Below are 18,251 nucleotides of genomic sequence, written 5' to 3'. Positions count from 1 at the left end.
AATATCTGCGAATTACACTAAGTCATGCCTATTTTTACGCCCGCTGCTCACGCCATTGTGGTTAAACCATTAATGCATATAGTTGATAAAATTCACCACATCATTGATTCAAAAATGAGCGGCCAGGCTGGCATAATGCCTCTATTCTGGAAACGGACATACGAGAACCGTCGCCCATAAGGATATCCTGCCTGTGACGAAGCGCACGTCTCAGGAAGCTTATGCGTTGCGTCTGGTGGTTGACGTTTTTATCAACAAGAAATTGATCTTAACCAACGCCATCATGCCTGCGCTTCGTGTTAAAAAGAAAGCCTCTGTCATAGTGGCGGCGCATAGAATGTCTTTTCGGACAGGACGAGTCATGCAAGAAGAGCAATCAATTCAACGAGCAGTAACACGGTTATGTATTCAATGCGGGCTGCTTTTATTGCAGCACGGGGCGGAAAGCGCACTGGTTGATGAGCTTTCCACCCGACTCGGTTTGGCGCTCGGTATGGATAGCGTCGAAAGCGCGATCTCCTCTAACGCCATTGTACTGACGACCATTAAAGACGGACAATGTCTGACATCGACACGTAAAAACCAGGATCGCGGCATTAATATGCACGTCGTCACGGAGGTTCAGCATATCGTTATCCTCGCGGAACATCGTCTGCTGGATTACAAAGGCGTGGAAAAACGCTTTAGCCAGCTCCGCCCGCTGCGTTATCCGCGCTGGCTGGTGGCGTTTATGGTCGGTCTTTCCTGCTCCTGCTTTTGTAAGCTGAATAATGGCGGCTGGGATGGCGCGGTTATCACCTTTTTCGCCAGTATGATAGCCATGTATATTCGCCAGATGCTGGCGCAGCGGCATTTACATCCGCAGATCAATTTTTGCATTACCGCCTTTGTCGCTACCACGATTTCCGGGCTGATGCTCACCCTTCCCGCCTTTAGCCAGACGCCCACTATCGCCATGGCGGCGAGCGTACTGCTACTGGTGCCGGGCTTTCCGCTGATTAATTCCGTCGCAGATATGTTTAAAGGACATATTAATACCGGGCTGGCGCGCTGGGCTATCGCCAGCCTGTTGACACTGGCCACCTGTGTGGGCGTAGTGATGTCAATGACAGTATGGGGGCTACGAGGATGGGTATAATCGACTTTTTACTGGCGCTTATGCAGGACATGATCTTGTCTGCGATCCCCGCCGTCGGGTTTGCGATGGTCTTTAATGTTCCCCACCGGGCGCTTCCGTGGTGCGCGCTACTGGGGGCGCTGGGTCATGGCTCGCGTATGCTGATGATGAGCGCTGGTTTTAATATCGAATGGTCGACGTTTATGGCTTCGCTGCTGGTCGGCAGTATTGGTATTCAGTGGTCACGCTGGTATCTCGCTCACCCTAAAGTGTTTACCGTCGCGGCCGTGATCCCGATGTTTCCGGGGATTTCCGCCTATACCGCGATGATTTCCGCAGTAAAAATTAGCCATCTGGGCTATAGCGAACCGATGATGATTACGCTGCTGACCAATTTTCTGAAAGCCTCTTCCATTGTTGGCGCCCTCTCAATTGGCCTCTCTGTACCGGGATTATGGCTGTACCGCAAACGCCCCCGCGTGTGAATGGTGGAACGCCTCCTGCTGTTCTTACAGGTCTGTGTGGTACTATAAAAACAGTCGCCCTTCTCGGTTGTTGTTCCATATTGAGAAACATTATGTCTTCCAGAATTTTAACGTCGGACGTCATCGGTATTGACGTCCTTTTACACGATCATCATGCTGTGCTGGCGAAGTCAACGGGCGGCGCAGTGGCGGTATTCGCTAATAATGCGCCTGCCTTTTATGCCGTGACGCCTGCACGCATGGCTGAACTGCTGGCGCTTGAAGAAAAGTTATCACGTCCGGGAAGCGATGTGGCGTTAGACGCGCAATTTTACGAAGAACCCGAAGCCGCCCCCGTTGCGATTCCCTGCGGAAAATTCGCCATGTATCCCGCCTGGCAACCGGATGCGGATTTTCAGCGTCAGGCTGCCCTTTGGGGCGTGGCGCTTCGGGAGCCAGTCACCGCAGAAGAGCTGGCGGCGTTTATCGCCTACTGGCAGGCGGAAGGTAAGGTTTTTCACCATATCCAGTGGCAGCAAAAGCTGGCGCGCAGCGTGCAAATCAGCCGTTCCAGCAATGGCGGAATGCCGCAGCGCGACATCAATAGCGTCAGCGAACCTGACAATCATATTCCACCAGGTTTTAGGGGGTAACGATGAAAAATGTTGGCGACCTGATGCAGCGTCTACAAAAAATGATGCCTGCGCATATTACACCGGCGTTTAAAACGGGCGAAGAACTGCTGGCGTGGCAGAAAGAGCAAGGCGAGATCCGGGCGGCGGCGCTGGCGCGGGAAAATCGGGCAATGAAAATGCAGCGCACCTTTAACCGTTCCGGCATTCGACCGCTGCATCAAAACTGTTCGTTTGATAACTATCGGGTTGAGTGCGACGGACAAATGAACGCGTTAAGCAAAGCCCGACAATACGTTGATGAATTTGACGGCAATATCGCCAGCTTTGTCTTTTCCGGCAAGCCGGGAACCGGTAAAAATCATCTCGCCGCGGCTATTTGTAACGAGCTGCTGCTGCGCGGAAAGTCGGTACTGATTATCACCGTGGCGGATATTATGTCAGCGATGAAAGACACGTTCAGCAATCGGGAAACCAGCGAAGAGCAGTTGCTTAACGATCTGAGTAACGTTGATCTGTTGGTGATCGACGAGATCGGCGTGCAGACCGAATCCCGCTATGAAAAAGTGATCATCAATCAAATTGTCGATCGTCGTTCCTCGTCAAAACGTCCCACCGGCATGTTGACGAACAGCAATATGGAAGAGATGACGAAAATGCTTGGCGAACGCGTCATGGACCGTATGCGTCTCGGCAACAGTTTATGGGTTAATTTTACCTGGGACAGTTACCGCAGCCGGGTGACGGGTAAAGAGTATTAAATTGCAACGTGCGCCAGGGCGATACAACGCCTGGCTGGCATAACACAGGTGATTACCATGAATACAGCGAAACATGTTCTGTGCTGCGCGGCGATCGTCAGCGTACTGATTTCCACCAGCGGTATTGCCGCCAGTCAGTTAAGCGCTCAGGGCGCGAACGCACAGCAGGGCGGGATGTCGCTTTCTGCGCTAACCGGTCTGCTCAGCAGAGGTGCCCAGTCGCTCAGCGCCGATAATATGAATAATGCCGCCGGTATTTTGCAGTACTGCGCCAAACAGAAACTGGCGTCCGCTACCAACGTGGAAAACGTTAAAAATCAGATTCTGAACAAGTTGGGGTTGGATACCACACAGCAGGAGCAGGACACTAACTACCTGAACGGCCTGCAAGGGTTGCTCAAGACGAAGGACGGCCAGCAGTTGAACCTCAATAATATCGGCAGTACGCCGCTGGCGGAAAAGGTGAAAACCAAAGCTTGCGATCTGGTGTTGCAGCAAGGGCTGAATTTCCTCTCCTGACTGCGTTTTTCTGACCGTGCGCCACGCCGGGACGCCCTGTTAAAAGCCGTGTTTTGGCCCTTTACCCGCCAACACGGCATTAACCCGATTTTTCTCTTCGTCTTTTCCTGTTATTAACCGCTATGGCAGGAAGTGATGCCGATCAAAAAACCAACTTTCTAAACTCATTCTAAATAGCAGCGCCGTGTAAAGTCATTAGAATTGCAGCAATGTGACATCGCTATTACATTGTTAGAAATTTTTTCCTGCCAGCGATAAGCCTGGTTTATTGAGGATCGTCAGTTGTCCGAGTTGCTCTCTGTCGCTCTGTTTCTCGCCTCTGTGCTGATATATGCCTGGAAGGCGGGCCGTAACACCTGGTGGTTTGCCGCCACTCTCACGGTGCTGGGACTTTTTGTCATTCTGAATATTACCCTGTATGCCAGCGACTATTTTACCGGCGACGGGATCAACGACGCAGTGCTTTATACGCTCACGAATAGTCTGACGGGAGCGGGAGTCGGCAAATATATTCTGCCGGGAATCGGCATTGCCCTGGCGTTAGTGGCGGTATTCGGCGCGCTGGGATGGGTACTACGCCGCCGCCGTCACCATCCTCATCATGTCGGTTACAGCCTGCTGGCGTTACTGCTGGCGTTGGGTTCGGTCGACGCCAGCCCGGCGTTTCGCCAGATTACCGAACTGGTAAAATCACAAATGCGCGATGGCGATCCGGATTTTGCCGTTTATTATAAAGAACCAGCAAAAACCATTCCTAATCCGAAGCTCAATCTGGTCTATATCTACGGCGAGAGCCTGGAACGGACCTATTTTGATAATGACGCGTTCCCCAATCTCACGCCAGAGTTGGGCGCGCTGAAAAATGAGGGGCTGGATTTCAGCCATACCATGCAACTGCCGGGAACGGATTACACCATCGCCGGGATGGTGGCTTCCCAGTGTGGTATTCCGCTGTTTGCGCCGTTTGAGGGCAATGCGTCCGCGTCGGTTTCCAGCTTCTTCCCGCAGAATATCTGCCTCGGCGACATTCTGAAAAACTCCGGCTACCAGAACTATTTCGTGCAGGGAGCTAACCTGCGTTTTGCCGGGAAAGACGTGTTCCTGAAATCACACGGATTTGATCATCTGTACGGCGCTGAAGAGCTAAAAACGGTGGTGGCGGACCCGTCTTATCGTAACGACTGGGGCTTCTACGACGATACGGTGCTTGATGAGGCATGGAAGAAATTTGAAGCGCTTTCCCGCTCAGGCCAGCGGTTTTCGCTGTTTACGCTGACCGTAGATACTCACCACCCGGACGGGTTTATCTCACGCACCTGCAACCGCAAACGCTACGATTACGACGGCAAGCCCAATCAGTCCTTTAGCGCCGTAAGTTGCAGCCAGGAAAACATCGCCGAGTTTATCAACAAAATCAAAGCGTCACCGTGGTTTAAAGATACCGTTATCGTCGTCTCTTCCGACCATCTGGCGATGAATAATACGGCCTGGAAATACCTGAATAAGCAAGATCGCAACAATCTGTTTTTTATTCTGCGCGGCGATAAACCGCAGCAGGAGACGCTGGCGGTCAAACGCAACACGATGGACAACGGCGCAACGGTGCTGGATATTCTCGGCGGCGATAATTTTATCGGTCTGGGACGTAGCAGCCTTTCCGGGCAGTCGCTGTCGGAAGTGTTCCTGAATGTAAAAGAGAAAGTGCTGGCGATGAAGCCGGATATCATTCGCCTGTGGAATTTCCCGAAAGAGATAAAAGATTTTACCGTCGATCGGGACAAAAACATGATCGCTTTTTCCGGCAGCCACTTCCGCTTACCGCTGCTGTTGCGGGTGTCGGATAAGCGCGTCGAGCCGCTGCCGGAAAGCGAATACTCCGCCCCGCTGCGCTTCCAACTCGCCGATTTTGCCCCGCGCGATAACTTCGTCTGGGTCGACCGCTGCTACAAGATGGCGCAGTTATGGGCGCCGGAGCTGGCGCTTTCTACCGACTGGTGTGTCTCGCAGGGCCAGCTTGGCGGGCAGCAAACCGTACAGCATGTCGATAAAGCGCAGTGGAAAGGCAAGACGGCGTTTAAAGACACGATGATCGATATGGAACGCTATAAAGGCAACGTCGATACCTTAAAGATTGTCGATAACGATATTCGTTATAAAGCTGATAGCTTTATCTTTAATGTGGCGGGCGCGCCGGAGGAGGTGAAGCAGTTTAGCGGCATTTCCCGGCCGGAGTCCTGGGGCCGCTGGTCAAATGCGCAGTTGGGCGATGAGGTTAAAATCGAATATAAAGCGCCGCTGCCGAAAAAGTTTGATCTGGTGATCACCGCCAAAGCCTTCGGCGACAACGCGAATCGGCCGATTCCGGTACGCGTAGGCAACGAAGAGCAGACGCTGGTGCTGGGTCACGATGTGTCCACTATCACGCTACATTTCAACAACCCGACGGACGCGAATACCCTAGTCATTGCGCCGCCCGCTCCCGTCTCCACCAACGAAGGTAATATTTTGGGCCATTCGCCGCGCAAATTGGGGATTGGCATGGTGGAAATCAAAGTGGTGAATGTTGAGGGTTAAAAGAGAAGGTCATATATGCCGGGTGGCGGCTGCGCCTTACCCGGCCTACACATCATCTTTATTAATAAACTGGCGCACAGGCCTGATAAGCGAAGCGCCATCAGGCACTGTATATGCTACACGCCCCTTTCTGTTAATAATCGAACTGACGGTAGTAACGACGAATATCCAGACTGTGGCCGGTATATTTCTCAAAGTGCGCCGCCAGTCGGTCAACTAACAATGTCGAAACAACACACGGCGCCATGATCCAGCGGAACTCATCATCAATACCGTCCAGCGCATACGCTTTCGGATCAATCACCACCAGGTTATCGGTAATTTTACTGGCAAAACGCTCAACGCGTTCATCCAGCGCGCGGCATTTCCCTTCCCCTTTCACCAGAATGAGCGGAACGTCTTTTTCCAGCAGCTCCAGAGCGCCGTGGAAAAATTCCGCAGAGCTGACGGGGCGCGTGCGCTTCCACTGCATCTCTTCCAGGATACACATGGAGAACAGATAGACCTCGCCCCACATCTCCGCGCCGCCGACCCACATCATATAATCGCTGTTATGATAACGGCTGGCGATAGCGTCCGCCTGCGGATCAAATTTTTGTTTCGCTTTCAGCAGATTCGCCGGCAGAATTTCCAGTTGGCTGGCGAAGCGATCGTAACTGGCGAATTCGTTATTGCGCGACAGCACGCGGAAAAACAGCCAGTACAGCAGCATATATTCATATTCCACGCCATTTTTGTGACGCATCGGAATATGCCATGTCGCCGCCTGCGCCAGCGGAGAGTCCGCATTTTTGGTAATAGCGACTACGCGTATTCCCTGCGCTTTACACCACTCGGCGATCGCCACCGATTCTTTGGTATCACCGGATTTAGACAGCGTAATAACCACAGAGTCTTTATTCAGCCGCTTATTTCCTTTATGAATTAATTCTGCCGCCTGCTCAACATAAACCGGCAACGTTGTTAATTCTTTGGCAAATTCATTAATTGCCATCATTGGCGCCAGTGAACCGCCAACAGAGGCGAAAAATAAAGAACTGAACCCGGCCTGATAAATCTCGTCAGCAACCTGTTCTGCCTTCTGGCGCGCAGCGATGATCTCACGAGCACTCGTCAGGTACTCGTCCTGATTAAAACCCAACATATTTTTCTCCTGATTGTTCAGATTTTACTTTTTAAAACGCGATCGAAATCGTCAAAAATGCGTATCGAAAGGTCGATGCCTTTCAGTGAGGCGATATGAAACGCCATGAGTTGTACCGGCACAATCAACAGCAATGGCGAGAAATGGTGATCAACCGCTACATCCAGCGCAAGCGTCTGGTCATCCTGCGCCGCCTTCGCCAGCGTGAGAGTAAAGGTTTTGGCGACCGCAGGCGTCATATACTCCCGTAGCGCCCTGGAGCGCGCGTCGGGCCGGTCCTCAAAGAAGAACATCACGTGTTCCGCATTGGCTTCCAGATACGGGCCGTGCATATAGGCTTCCAGCTCAAACCCGCTTGAGGGAACACGTACCGTCTCGGTAAATTTAGTTTCCAACTCTTTTGCCACCCCAACCAGCGCGCCGTAGCCTATCGCCACAAAACGCGCCCCGTTTCGTAAAACGGACTGGTGCTGGTGAATAAACGCTTCCGTACGCACGATAACCAACGGCAGGGTTGCCGCGATGCGTTGAAGCTGCGCCACATACTCCTCGACCTGCGATTCCGTCAGTCGCTGCTGCTGACGGGCAACTAACAACGCGATAAGCAACAGATTCAGTACCGTCGCGCTAAATCCACGGGTAACAAAGCCGACGGACTCAATCCCGGTCAGAATATCCAGTGGATAATCACTGGCCTTGCCAAGAGGGCTTTGCGGATCGGCGGTCAGAGCGAATACCGGACGTCCCTGCGCCTGAACTTTACGCATCGCCTCCAGGGTAGAAGCGCTTTTCCCGCTCTGGGAAATAGCAATAACCATATCGGCTTGCGGATCGCTATTCTCATACTGGCTAAAGGTGTACGGCTCTTTAATATCGATAGAGATACCGCAGCGCTCAAAGAAATAACGGGCGCAAAAGGCGGCATTCAACGACGATCCGGTGGCTAATATCAGGATTCGCCGTAACGTTTTTTGGCTGGCGAACCGCGATACTTCTTCCAGCGACTGGCGATGGCGGCGAATAATATTCGCCAGGACGTCAGACTCTTCGTTAATATAGGTCAGCATGGTTGGTGACATTGTGTATCCCTCTTAAAATAACCCTATCCAGGAACCGAAAATTCCCACCAGCGCAATACCGCCAATGATGGTTAACGGTTTCACTTTTTTCCCTAACAGCCAGTACACAATGGCGAAGCTAATTAACGGCAGCAGACAAGGCATGATGTCGTTAATAATGTCCTGAACATGGGTTTTCGCTTCTCCCGTACCAAACGTAATGGGAATGGTGATATCAATCATGGAGGCCGTCATCGCGCCAACCACCATCAGACCGATAATCGAGGCGCCATAGGTTAGGCTTTCCATCATTCCGCTTTGCTGAATACGTTGCAGTACGCCAGTTCCCAGCACATAGCCCCAGCGGGTAAAGAACCAGCGGGCCAGAATATGCGGTACGTTAAACACCAGCAGAAATAAAATCGGCCCCAGAATATTGCCTTTCAGCGCCAGACTGGTACCGATGCCAGTGGCGATAAGACGCAATGTTCCCCAGAAAAAAGAGTCGCCAATACCCGCCAGCGGCCCCATTAACGACGCTTTGACGTTATCGATAGAACTGGCGTCCATCTCTTTTTGCTGGCTATTTTTCTCCTCCATCGCCACGGTAATACCGAGGATCAACGTCACAATGTGCGGCGTGGTATTAAAGAAAGCCAGATGGCGTTTTAGCGCTTCGGCAAGATCTTCTTTTCGGCTATACAGTTTCTTTAATACCGGAATGAGCGTATAGACGAACGCCAGGTTCATTTGTCGTTCATAGTTCCAGGAAAACTCCATCTGGAATGACCGCCAGAAGACGCGGCGTAAATCACGCGCGGTGACCAGACCAGTGGTTTCCGCCTGCTGGCGGTCTTTATCAGAAATCATCTTCATCGTCATGAGACGCTCCTTGCGCAGGTGCCGGTTGCGAGGCCGCAAATTTCGGCATATTGACCATCACGACGGCGACGATCGCGCCGAGAATCGCAATACCCGTCACCGGAATTTTTAAATACGCCATTAAAACAAAACCGAGGAAAAAATAGGGGGCGACCTTTTTATTAATTAATAAGCGCGCCAGCATGGCAAAACCCAGCGCGGGAATAATACCGGTGGCAACGCTTAATCCATGTTTAATAAATTCTGGAATGGCATCCAGAAAACCTTTAACCATATTCACGCCCGCTAAATAAGAGACCGTGACGATAATCCCCAGCGTCAGCGACAGCCCAATGCCGGAGATTAAATGCATACGCTCAATGCCCCGGGTATCCCCCACCTCAGCGTAAGCATCGGCTTTATGACAGAGCAACGGAATAAACATTCCGTTATAGATATTTTTCACAATTAACGCCAGTGTCGCGATAGGCAAACCTAATAACAGCGCGGTTTCCGCCCCAGCGCCGGAATTAATCGCAAAGGCCACACCTAAAATACCGCCAGTGACCACATCCGGCGGCAGCGACGCGCCCACCGAAAAGGAACCGATAAACGCCAACTCCAGCGTCGCGCCCATCACAATTCCGGTTTCCATGTCGCCCAGCACCAGTCCGGTTAAAAGTCCGGTCACGATAGGTCTGGAAATCAGCGACGTCCCTAATGCATATTCAGACTGGGCGATAAACGCCACCAGTCCAAGTAAAAGCGCCTCTACCATAATATGTCCTCAGGAGGGTATCCGCTCAGGCAAAAAGTTGTTTACGATCGTTAGGCACCAGCCGAATTTCTATCTCTACTCCGCCAGCCGCCAGCTCCCGAAGTTGAGTCATTTCATCCGCTAACAGATTGATGGCTTTAGCAATATTCTGACTCCCTTCACGCACCTTCGTGCCGCCTAAATTAATACTTTTAATGTCGGGTAATTCGCGCGCCAGCCGGTACGCATCCGCCACGGATTCAACAACAATAAAAAGTTTATATTTATCGGTAACGCCGCTTTTTATCGCTTCAATTGAATCGGCAATATTTTTAATAACCAGCTTCACCGCGGGCGGCTTCGCCATTTTAATGGTGGTTTTACGCAGGTCATCATTAGGTACGCTGTCGTTGGCAATTAAAATACAGTCTGCGCCAACGTACTGCGTCCAGGAAAAGGCGACCTGTCCATGTAATAAACGATGATCCACCCGTAAAAAAACAATCATGACGCTTCCTCCCCTTAAAAATCTTTATCGCTTTGCATGGCGCTGGTGATAGTTTGATTGCAGTACTGAATATTTTCTTTTGAATCCGCTAACGCCGTCATTATGGTATGCGTGGTATTGCCATCGTTTTCCGACATAAAGAGATCGATAACCAGCGGCAGGTTAATCCCTGCCAGCAGATGAAAATTTTCCCGTGATAAATAACGGACAAATTCATTATTCACGCTGCCGGCAAAAATATCGGTCAGCGCAATAATTTCATCTTCCGGCGGGATCTGGGCAATTAGCGTATCTACCTGCTGGCTTAAATCCACGCTCTCTTCAACGTAAGCGCACAGCGTCCAGACATTTGACCGTTTGCCTAAAATCAGCTCCACGGAGTTTAAAACCCCGCTGGCCAGCGTGCCGTGGCTGGCGAAAATATAATGTCTCTTCATCCTGACCTCTAAAACACATTCCACTGTGATAAAAGAGAGCAAGCGGCGTGCCAGAAAAAGTGGCACGCCGAAAAAAGATGCGGGTTAACAGAGGGAAATTGTTAAAACTGTTGATCTTGCTCGATAAGTTCTGTTTCGAAGGTCAGGATATTATGGATATAGCCAAGCTCGGCGGTGGGGATTTTGACACTGTAGTTACTCTCAATGACACTAAACGCTTCCCGTAGCCGATTCAGTTCCTGTTCCGGACACTGTTGCCCACTCCAGGCAGTAATGCCCGCATGGCGGATCAGACGCTCAATCAGGCAACTAATATGCACATAGAGCGCCACCTTTCTTTCATTCGAGACGGTAACGCCCGCCAGATGCTCATAGCGCAGCAGAAACTGCTCAACGTGGTTGATGACTTTGCTGGTGTCGAGGATGGTGACGGATTCGATCACTCGTCGGAGTGAGAAGTTTTTCAGCAGCAGGTTGTTGATCTCCGCCACCTGCTCCGGCGTGGTCAGCGAACCAAACAGCCGCATCAGATAGTGATTCCCCTCGCCGGAGATCAGCGAGTCGAGCGAAATCCACGGCACGCTGGCGATGTGCGGGTCCAACGTGCCGACTATCGCCAGTACGTCGTAGCGCATAAATACCGGCTCCTGGGTTTTATTGCTCGCCAGCATCGCATAATCGCAGGCGACGACGTCAATCTCCAGCGCCTGCGGAATACTGGCGCTCAGTAATGCGCAAAGATTTGTCGCCACACCGATACCGGTCGCGCAGGTGGTCAGTATGGCGCGCGGTTTGTTGCTTTTCGGCCAGTATAGCTGATACTCGACCGGCACATCCCGGGCGATATCGCGGGCGATCTCTTCAATAAAATGCCCCTGTAAAATACGCTCCCCTACATACAGGGCCATGCTGGTCGAGACGTTGTTGATAATCGTCACCGGCGTGGAAAGCGCGCGATCAAAATGACGATGAATGGCCTTGAGCGATCCCATATCCACCAGAATCATCAGGCCGGAGGCGAGCGGATGCTCTTCCAGATAGCGCATCACCTGCTGCGCTATCGCCTCCGGCGTGACGTCCAGCGGCATATCGAACGATTCAAAAATCGTATTTTTCAGTAACCGGTTGGCGACGTTGGCGATACTGCTGGCTGTGGCATAGCCATGCGCCAGAATCACCGCATGCGTCACCTGTTTTTGGTTGTTAGCCCCCTGTTTATGCAGCCAAAGCGCCAGCAGCAGCATATCAATGCGTCTCGGCTCCAGATCCAGCTTCTGGCCCAGCGTCTCCAGAATTTGTAAACAGAAGCTGTACAGCAGCGGATATTTCTGGGCGAGGAAGGCGTCCAGTTGGCGGATCTGCTCGCTGTTGAGACGAGAAGGCGCCAGTGCGGTACGATGGATTAAATAGTGGCTAAGCGCGTAAATACAGTTGCCGTTAAGCTGCATATTGAAACGCTTCTCCAGACGATAAAACTCTTCCCGCACCTGGCTTGTAATTAACAGCAACCGCTGTGAGTGCACATTATCGTCGCCGGTAAAAATCAGGCGATCGAAGAGGGTCTCAATTTCATCGCCCATTCTTTTTTGTACCGTCTCCCACTCCTCTTTCCCGCTACGTACCAGTTCGTATAGCGCCAGCACATGACACTGCGTATCATGGATCATGCCCTGCATCTCGTCGCGGGCGCGCAGCAGCCAGGTAAGGTTCGTGTCGGGCGAGATGCTCACCGGCGTGTCGTCCGCCAGCGGTTCATTCAGTGACGGCAATGCCGACAGCATGGCATCCGGCAGATCGTGCAGCGACACGGTAACGGTTTCCTGCCCAGGCTTTTTCGCCCATGCCGTCGCCACCGCATACTTCACCACATTTTTCAGCTCGCCGACGTTGCCGCGATAAACATACTGATTGAGGATCTGCAACAAACGCGGTTTGAGGATAAGCGTGGCCGAAAGTTTTTTCGCCTCCGTCCAGAAAAACAGTAAGATCAGCGCCTCTTTTTCCTGGCGGCTGCGGTGCTGGAGATCCGGCAGGTTGACCTGAATCGGGATGCGTCGCAAAAATGTCGTCAGAAAGGTACTGTGTATCTCTTCGGTCGTCGCAAATACCAGACGTACCGAAACCGGATGCCCCTGCGCGGTGTCGCCTACCCGATAAATTTCACCACGATCGAGCCAGGTAAAGAGCTTCTCCTGCCCTTCGGCGCTCAGCCGGTGGACTTCATCCAGAAATAACATGCCGCCGTCAGCCGCCTCGAACGCGCCCGGTCTGTCGCTCTGCGCGCCGGTAAACGCGCCCTTCACATAGCCAAAAAGATTCGCCGCCAGCAGTTCGGGATTGCTCGCATACTGGGCGCAATTAAAACTGATAAATGGCGCATCCGGCGACAGAAGCGCCTGGGCGATGGCATATTCGTGCATGAGCTGCGCCAGATAACTTTTACCGGTGCCGCTTTCGCCGGTCATCAGTAGCGGCAGTCCGCCGTCGGGATAAAACAGCGCGGTTTTCAGTTGCTCAATCGGGCGCTTCAGGCTTTCGTTATGACCAATCAACAGAGAAAAGTGATCGTCCGGCGCGCACTCCTGTTCCCCGTGCGCTAACAGCTCCGCGACGCTGGCGTATTCATTACGCGAAAGGGTAAAAAACTGTTGGCTAAATGCCTGCTTATGCAGGAAATAGACGGGACGGGTATTGATTTTGCAGAGCACGCCCTGCGCCACCAGTTGGTTCAGATAATGGCTGGCGGTATTGCGCTGCATATTAAAACGCTGCGCCAGATAGCGCGCGGTAAACACCTCACTGACATTTTCCGGATCAAAAAAATCCGTTTGGTTCATCAGGAAAGCAAGCAGGGCATCTTTGCGCATCGTATCCTCTCACGATTATCACATCAGCAATTATGATGCCGCGAAACAAGGCTCTCCTGTCGTGCGTTCTCTCGCTTTATTCATTTTTTGTGGATCACCGCACACCTTCACTCAACGTTGGATTAGCGCGCGATATCAGAAAAGAGAGGAGGAAGCGGCGCACGGCCTCGCGTATGAATCACGCTGCGCCATGCGCCTGATGCTGGTTTAAAATCGGCCTGCGCGGACTGCCAGGCCTGGTAAGCGCTACGCCATCAGGCAAAAGTGTGAACATCTCATCCGGCCTACGGTCATCTGTAGGCCGACTGTTCACCATACGCCCTTAAAATGTTTCCCAATTATCGCTGCCGTCGGCCACTGCGGCCTTTGGTGACGACACGGCTGCCGGGGTTTTTACCGCAGCCACTTCACGCGCACGCTGCTGTTGCTGGTGAATACGGAACACCGCGACGGCCTGGGTCAGACGGCTGGCTTGCTCTTCCAGCGCCGCAGCCGCGGCGGCGGACTCTTCCACCAGCGAGGCGTTCTGCTGCGTTACGCGATCCATCTCCGCTACCGCCAGGCCCACCTGGTCGATACCACGGCTTTGCTCGTCAGACGCCGAGGCAATCTCGCCCATGATATCGGTCACGCGGGTAACTGCATTGACGATCTCATCCATGGTTTCACCGGCGCTTTCGACCAGCGTCGACCCCACATCAACACGGCTCACGGAATCCTCAATCAGACTCTTGATCTCCCGTGCCGCCTGCGCGCTACGCTGGGCCAGATTACGGACTTCACCGGCCACCACCGCGAACCCGCGTCCCTGCTCGCCTGCGCGCGCCGCTTCTACCGCCGCATTCAGCGCCAGGATATTGGTCTGGAAAGCAATACCGTCGATTACGCTGATAATATCGGCGATTTTCTGCGAACTGGAGGCGATATCGCGCATTGTTTGTACGACGTTATCCACCACTTTGCCGCCTTTTTGCGCTGTTTCAGAGGCGCTCAATGCCAGGTGACTGGCCTGACGGGCGTTTTCGGCGTTCTGTTTCACGGTGGCGGTCAGTTGTTCCATACTGGCGGCGGTCTCTTCCAGAGACGCTGCCTGCTGCTCAGTACGGGAAGAGAGATCGTTGTTGCCCATCGCAATCTCGCTGGCGCCGCTATAGATCGCATTCGCGCCGTTACGTACATCGCCAACGGTACGCATCAGTTCACTTTGCATATGACGCAGGTTTTCAGCCAACTGCCCCATTTCGTTGGAGCCTTCCACGTCGATACGCTTCACCAGATCGCCGCTGGCGATATGACGAATGCTTTCAATCAGACGATTCATCGGGGCGATAAGCGACAGTTTGATGCCGAACCAGACGGCGATAATGACCACCAGAACGGCAATCAGCACACTGACCAGTACCCACATCGCCTGGTTGTAGGAACTGTTGTTATCCTCAACAGCAATATCGTACAGACGATCGTTTTGCTGCATATAGGCCATGTACTGCTTCTCAAAAGCGTCCTGATAGCTTTGAGTCGGTTGATCAAAAAACTCGTTAATCTTACCCGCGCCAAGAAGCTGAATAAGCTCCGCCAACGCACCGTGGTAGATATCATAGGTTCGTTTGATCTCAAGGAAAGCCGCTTCACTCTGACGTGGATCGCGCGGTAACGCCTCATACTGCGCCCAGTTTTTTTCGGTCAGCTTCAGCGTATTGGTCGCCCCCTGCATCAGTTCAGCGACAGTTGCGCCGCTGCCAATATTGCTCTGGTCCATCATCCAGCGGATACCCGCGCGATTCAGGGTATTACGCGTTTGCAACAGTTCCACCCAGGTTGCATTCAGGGCAGACTGCTGCTGACGAATGGTTTGCAATACGGTGAAGTTTTCTTTGTCATTCTTCAGCGAGTTGAAGAACAGCCCGCCGGATGTCAGTTGTAAAAGGCCAAATAGCGCCAATACCAGCAGTAAGCTGGTAACAATTTTAATTCGCTTTAACATGTTTTCTCTTTCCGCTAGACAGATACAGAATTTTCGGCCTGGAAAGGGAAAACTTTATGGGATGCGCGCCATTAATATCACGATTAGCTCAGTTAAGTCGTTATGACGCCTCGCGCAACAAGGATCGTCCCATTTTATATCGTGATCTCAATCACATAAAATAGCCCACGCCCTCCTCCGCGAAACCGCTTACCGGTACGTCCGACCGCTTAAACCGCCATACAACCACTCACTGATTTACCTAACTTTACGCGCGCGATGATCTGGCAAGATCCTCTCAGCATAGCAGTCAATCTACCTCCTCAAACACGAACTCAATGTCCACCCAGCTTCGGCTGATAATTAAACTTACAACCAGGTTTTACTATGGATACGAAAAAGATATTCAAGCACATACCCTGGGTGATTCTCGGAATCATCGGTGCTTTCTGCCTCTCGGTCGTTGCCCTACGTCGGGGTGAACACGTGAGCGCCCTGTGGATCGTGGTCGCTTCCGTTTCCGTCTATCTGGTGGCTTATCGCTACTACAGCCTGTACATCGCCCAGAAGGTCATGAAACTCGACCCGACGCGCGCGACGCCGGCGGTCATCAATAACGACGGCCTGAACTACGTGCCGACTAACCGCTACGTGCTGTTTGGTCACCACTTCGCCGCCATCGCCGGCGCAGGTCCGCTGGTCGGGCCGGTATTGGCCGCGCAGATGGGCTATCTGCCGGGGACGCTGTGGCTGCTGGCGGGCGTAGTGCTCGCGGGCGCAGTGCAGGACTTTATGGTGCTGTTCATCTCCTCCCGCCGTAACGGCGCCTCTCTTGGCGAGATGATCAAAGAAGAGATGGGTACCGTTCCAGGCACCATCGCGCTGTTCGGCTGCTTCTTAATCATGATCATCATCCTCGCGGTGCTGGCATTAATTGTGGTTAAAGCGCTGGCCGAAAGCCCGTGGGGCGTCTTCACCGTCTGCTCCACGGTGCCGATTGCGCTGTTTATGGGCATCTACATGCGCTTCCTGCGTCCGGGACGCGTAGGCGAAGTCTCCGTTATTGGTATCGTGCTGCTGGTGGCGTCTATTTACTTCGGCGGCGTGATTGCCCACGACCCGTACTGGGGCCCGGCGCTGACCTTTAAAGACACCACCATTACCTTCGCGCTGATCGGCTACGCCTTTGTTTCCGCGCTGCTGCCGGTATGGCTGATCCTTGCCCCGCGCGACTATCTCGCTACCTTCCTGAAAATCGGCGTGATCGTCGGTCTGGCGCTGGGGATTGTGATCCTCAACCCGGAACTGAAAATGCCGGCGTTGACGCAGTACGTCGACGGTACCGGCCCGCTGTGGAAAGGCGCTCTGTTCCCGTTCCTGTTCATCACCATCGCCTGTGGCGCCGTCTCTGGCTTCCACGCGCTCATCTCTTCCGGTACCACGCCGAAACTGCTGGCCTGTGAGACCGATGCGCGTTTTATCGGCTACGGCGCGATGCTGATGGAGTCCTTTGTTGCGGTGATGGCGCTGGTGGCGGCCTCGATCATTGAACCGGGTCTCTACTTCGCGATGAACACCCCGCCGGCAGGTCTGGGCATTACCATGCCAAACCTGCACGAGATGGGCGGCGAGAACGCGCCGCTGATTATGGCGCAGTTGAAAGACGTTACCGCACATGCAGCGGCAACCGTCAGCTCCTGGGGCTTTGTGATTTCCCCGGAACAAATCCTGCAAACTGCGAAAGATATCGGTGAACCGTCAGTATTGAACCGCGCAGGCGGCGCGCCAACGCTGGCAGTAGGTATCGCGCATGTGTTCCACAAAGTCCTGCCGATGGCGGATATGGGCTTCTGGTATCACTTCGGTATTCTGTTCGAAGCGCTGTTTATCCTGACCGCGCTGGATGCGGGTACCCGTTCCGGCCGCTTTATGTTGCAGGATTTGCTGGGTAACTTCGTCCCGTTCCTGAAAAAAACCGATTCTCTGGTCGCGGGTATCATCGGTACCGCAGGCTGCGTCGGTTTGTGGGGCTATCTGCTGTATCAGGGCGTGGTCGACCCACTGGGCGGCGTGAAGAGCCTGTGGCCGCTGTTCGGTATCTCTAACCAGATGCTGGCCGCCGTGGCGCTGGTGTTGAGCACCGTGGTACTGATCAAAATGCAGCGCACCAAATACATCTGGGTGACGGTAATTCCGGCGGTATGGCTGCTGATCTGCACCACCTGGGCGCTGGGCCTGAAACTGTTCAGCGCCAACCCACAGATGGAAGGTTTCTTCTACATGGCAAACCTGTATAAAGAGAAGATTGCCAACGACGCCAACCTGACCGCGCAGCAGATTGCCAATATGAACCATATCGTGGTGAACAACTACACTAACGCTGGTTTGAGTATTCTGTTCCTGGTGGTGGTGTACAGTATTATCTTCTACGGTTTCACCACCTGGATGAAGGTACGCAACAGCGATAAACGTACCGACAAAGAAACCCCGTATGTGCCCGTGCCGGAAGGCGGCGTGAAGATCTCTTCACACCACTAAAACTGATGCCGGGTAGCGCACAGCGATCCCGGCTAGTGTAGGCCGGATAAG

Annotated in this window: 15 protein-coding genes and 1 pseudogene; 8 read left to right on the top strand and 8 right to left on the bottom strand. The window is 52.9% G+C overall.

The genetic code is table 11. From position 1 onward, the window contains the following. Positions 1-361: 361 nt before the first annotated feature. From NA986_RS19290 to opgB, 6 genes are all read left to right on the top strand, one after another. Positions 362-1,138: a threonine/serine ThrE exporter family protein gene (locus tag NA986_RS19290; RefSeq protein ID WP_001727653.1), complete on the top strand. Its 777-nt coding sequence runs from the start codon at positions 362-364 to the stop codon at positions 1,136-1,138. Then, entirely contained in the window at positions 1,129-1,602 is a 474-nt protein-coding gene (locus tag NA986_RS19285; RefSeq protein ID WP_000511329.1) for a threonine/serine exporter, read from the top strand. The genes NA986_RS19290 and NA986_RS19285 overlap by 10 nt, the downstream gene beginning before the upstream one ends. Positions 1,603-1,694: 92 nt before the next feature. Continuing rightward, positions 1,695-2,234 (top strand): primosomal protein DnaT, encoded by a 540-nt coding sequence (gene dnaT, locus NA986_RS19280; protein ID WP_000098578.1) that lies wholly within the window; start codon positions 1,695-1,697, stop codon positions 2,232-2,234. Positions 2,235-2,236: 2 nt separating this feature from the next. After that, on the top strand, positions 2,237-2,974 hold the full coding sequence (dnaC, locus tag NA986_RS19275; RefSeq protein WP_000799924.1) for a DNA replication protein DnaC: 738 nt from the start codon (positions 2,237-2,239) through the stop codon (positions 2,972-2,974). Positions 2,975-3,031: 57 nt separating this feature from the next. Continuing rightward, positions 3,032-3,493, top strand: a complete 462-nt coding sequence (locus NA986_RS19270) for a DUF2501 domain-containing protein (protein WP_023216445.1) — start codon at positions 3,032-3,034, stop codon at positions 3,491-3,493. A 282-nt stretch (positions 3,494-3,775) separates the two neighbouring features. Beyond that, complete coding sequence (opgB, locus tag NA986_RS19265; RefSeq protein ID WP_023216446.1) at positions 3,776-6,067, top strand: phosphatidylglycerol--membrane-oligosaccharide glycerophosphotransferase; 2,292 nt, start codon at positions 3,776-3,778, stop codon at positions 6,065-6,067. A 133-nt stretch (positions 6,068-6,200) separates the two neighbouring features. Here the strand turns inward: opgB and NA986_RS19260 are convergent, their stop codons facing one another. From NA986_RS19260 to NA986_RS19230, 7 genes are all read right to left on the bottom strand, one after another. After that, entirely contained in the window at positions 6,201-7,211 is a 1,011-nt protein-coding gene (locus tag NA986_RS19260; RefSeq protein WP_000900307.1) for an SIS domain-containing protein, read from the bottom strand. 17 nt (positions 7,212-7,228) lie between these two features. Continuing rightward, positions 7,229-8,290 (bottom strand): SIS domain-containing protein, encoded by a 1,062-nt coding sequence (locus NA986_RS19255; protein WP_023216447.1) that lies wholly within the window; start codon positions 8,288-8,290, stop codon positions 7,229-7,231. A gap of 12 nt (positions 8,291-8,302) precedes the next feature. Then, positions 8,303-9,151: a PTS system mannose/fructose/sorbose family transporter subunit IID gene (locus tag NA986_RS19250; RefSeq protein ID WP_000178065.1), complete on the bottom strand. Its 849-nt coding sequence runs from the start codon at positions 9,149-9,151 to the stop codon at positions 8,303-8,305. Then, a complete protein-coding gene (locus NA986_RS19245) occupies positions 9,129-9,908 on the bottom strand; it encodes a PTS mannose/fructose/sorbose/N-acetylgalactosamine transporter subunit IIC (RefSeq protein ID WP_000228866.1) in 780 nt (259 codons plus the stop codon). The genes NA986_RS19250 and NA986_RS19245 overlap by 23 nt, the downstream gene beginning before the upstream one ends. A gap of 25 nt (positions 9,909-9,933) precedes the next feature. Continuing rightward, a complete protein-coding gene (locus NA986_RS19240; protein ID WP_000634729.1) occupies positions 9,934-10,395 on the bottom strand; it encodes a PTS sugar transporter subunit IIB in 462 nt (153 codons plus the stop codon). Positions 10,396-10,409: 14 nt separating this feature from the next. After that, positions 10,410-10,832 (bottom strand): PTS sugar transporter subunit IIA, encoded by a 423-nt coding sequence (locus tag NA986_RS19235; protein ID WP_023205824.1) that lies wholly within the window; start codon positions 10,830-10,832, stop codon positions 10,410-10,412. Positions 10,833-10,933: 101 nt separating this feature from the next. After that, positions 10,934-13,699, bottom strand: a complete 2,766-nt coding sequence (locus NA986_RS19230) for a sigma 54-interacting transcriptional regulator (RefSeq protein WP_001224204.1) — start codon at positions 13,697-13,699, stop codon at positions 10,934-10,936. Positions 13,700-13,835: 136 nt separating this feature from the next. Here NA986_RS19230 and NA986_RS19225 point away from each other — a divergent pair. Then, positions 13,836-13,910, top strand: a pseudogene (locus NA986_RS19225) (GNAT family N-acetyltransferase); the annotation flags it as partial. Positions 13,911-14,021: 111 nt separating this feature from the next. Here NA986_RS19225 and tsr read toward each other — a convergent pair. After that, on the bottom strand, positions 14,022-15,683 hold the full coding sequence (tsr, locus tag NA986_RS19220; protein WP_000919511.1) for a methyl-accepting chemotaxis protein: 1,662 nt from the start codon (positions 15,681-15,683) through the stop codon (positions 14,022-14,024). Between the two features lie 366 nt (positions 15,684-16,049). On the opposite strand from tsr, the gene btsT reads away from it, so the two are divergent. Further along, on the top strand, positions 16,050-18,200 hold the full coding sequence (gene btsT, locus NA986_RS19215; protein ID WP_023216448.1) for a pyruvate/proton symporter BtsT: 2,151 nt from the start codon (positions 16,050-16,052) through the stop codon (positions 18,198-18,200). Positions 18,201-18,251 lie beyond the last annotated feature (51 nt).

Origin of the sequence: Salmonella sp. NW177 (genome assembly GCF_051811585.1) — a bacterium.
Taxonomy (GTDB): domain Bacteria; phylum Pseudomonadota; class Gammaproteobacteria; order Enterobacterales; family Enterobacteriaceae; genus Salmonella; species Salmonella enterica.
This window is presented reverse-complemented; position numbering and strand designations above follow the sequence as displayed.

Excerpts from the sequence above, each read along its gene's own strand:
- NA986_RS19290 (WP_001727653.1), top strand. The coding sequence starts at position 362 with ATGCAAGAAGAGCAATCAATTCAACGAGCAGTAACACGGTTATGTATT.
- NA986_RS19285 (WP_000511329.1), top strand. The coding sequence starts at position 1,129 with ATGGGTATAATCGACTTTTTACTGGCGCTTATGCAGGACATGATCTTG.
- dnaT (WP_000098578.1), top strand. The coding sequence starts at position 1,695 with ATGTCTTCCAGAATTTTAACGTCGGACGTCATCGGTATTGACGTCCTT.
- dnaC (WP_000799924.1), top strand. The coding sequence starts at position 2,237 with ATGAAAAATGTTGGCGACCTGATGCAGCGTCTACAAAAAATGATGCCT.
- NA986_RS19270 (WP_023216445.1), top strand. The coding sequence starts at position 3,032 with ATGAATACAGCGAAACATGTTCTGTGCTGCGCGGCGATCGTCAGCGTA.
- NA986_RS19260 (WP_000900307.1), bottom strand. The coding sequence starts at position 7,211 with ATGTTGGGTTTTAATCAGGACGAGTACCTGACGAGTGCTCGTGAGATC.
- NA986_RS19255 (WP_023216447.1), bottom strand. The coding sequence starts at position 8,290 with ATGTCACCAACCATGCTGACCTATATTAACGAAGAGTCTGACGTCCTG.
- NA986_RS19250 (WP_000178065.1), bottom strand. The coding sequence starts at position 9,151 with ATGACGATGAAGATGATTTCTGATAAAGACCGCCAGCAGGCGGAAACC.
- NA986_RS19245 (WP_000228866.1), bottom strand. The coding sequence starts at position 9,908 with ATGGTAGAGGCGCTTTTACTTGGACTGGTGGCGTTTATCGCCCAGTCT.
- NA986_RS19240 (WP_000634729.1), bottom strand. The coding sequence starts at position 10,395 with ATGATTGTTTTTTTACGGGTGGATCATCGTTTATTACATGGACAGGTC.
- NA986_RS19235 (WP_023205824.1), bottom strand. The coding sequence starts at position 10,832 with ATGAAGAGACATTATATTTTCGCCAGCCACGGCACGCTGGCCAGCGGG.
- NA986_RS19230 (WP_001224204.1), bottom strand. The coding sequence starts at position 13,699 with ATGCGCAAAGATGCCCTGCTTGCTTTCCTGATGAACCAAACGGATTTT.
- tsr (WP_000919511.1), bottom strand. The coding sequence starts at position 15,683 with ATGTTAAAGCGAATTAAAATTGTTACCAGCTTACTGCTGGTATTGGCG.
- btsT (WP_023216448.1), top strand. The coding sequence starts at position 16,050 with ATGGATACGAAAAAGATATTCAAGCACATACCCTGGGTGATTCTCGGA.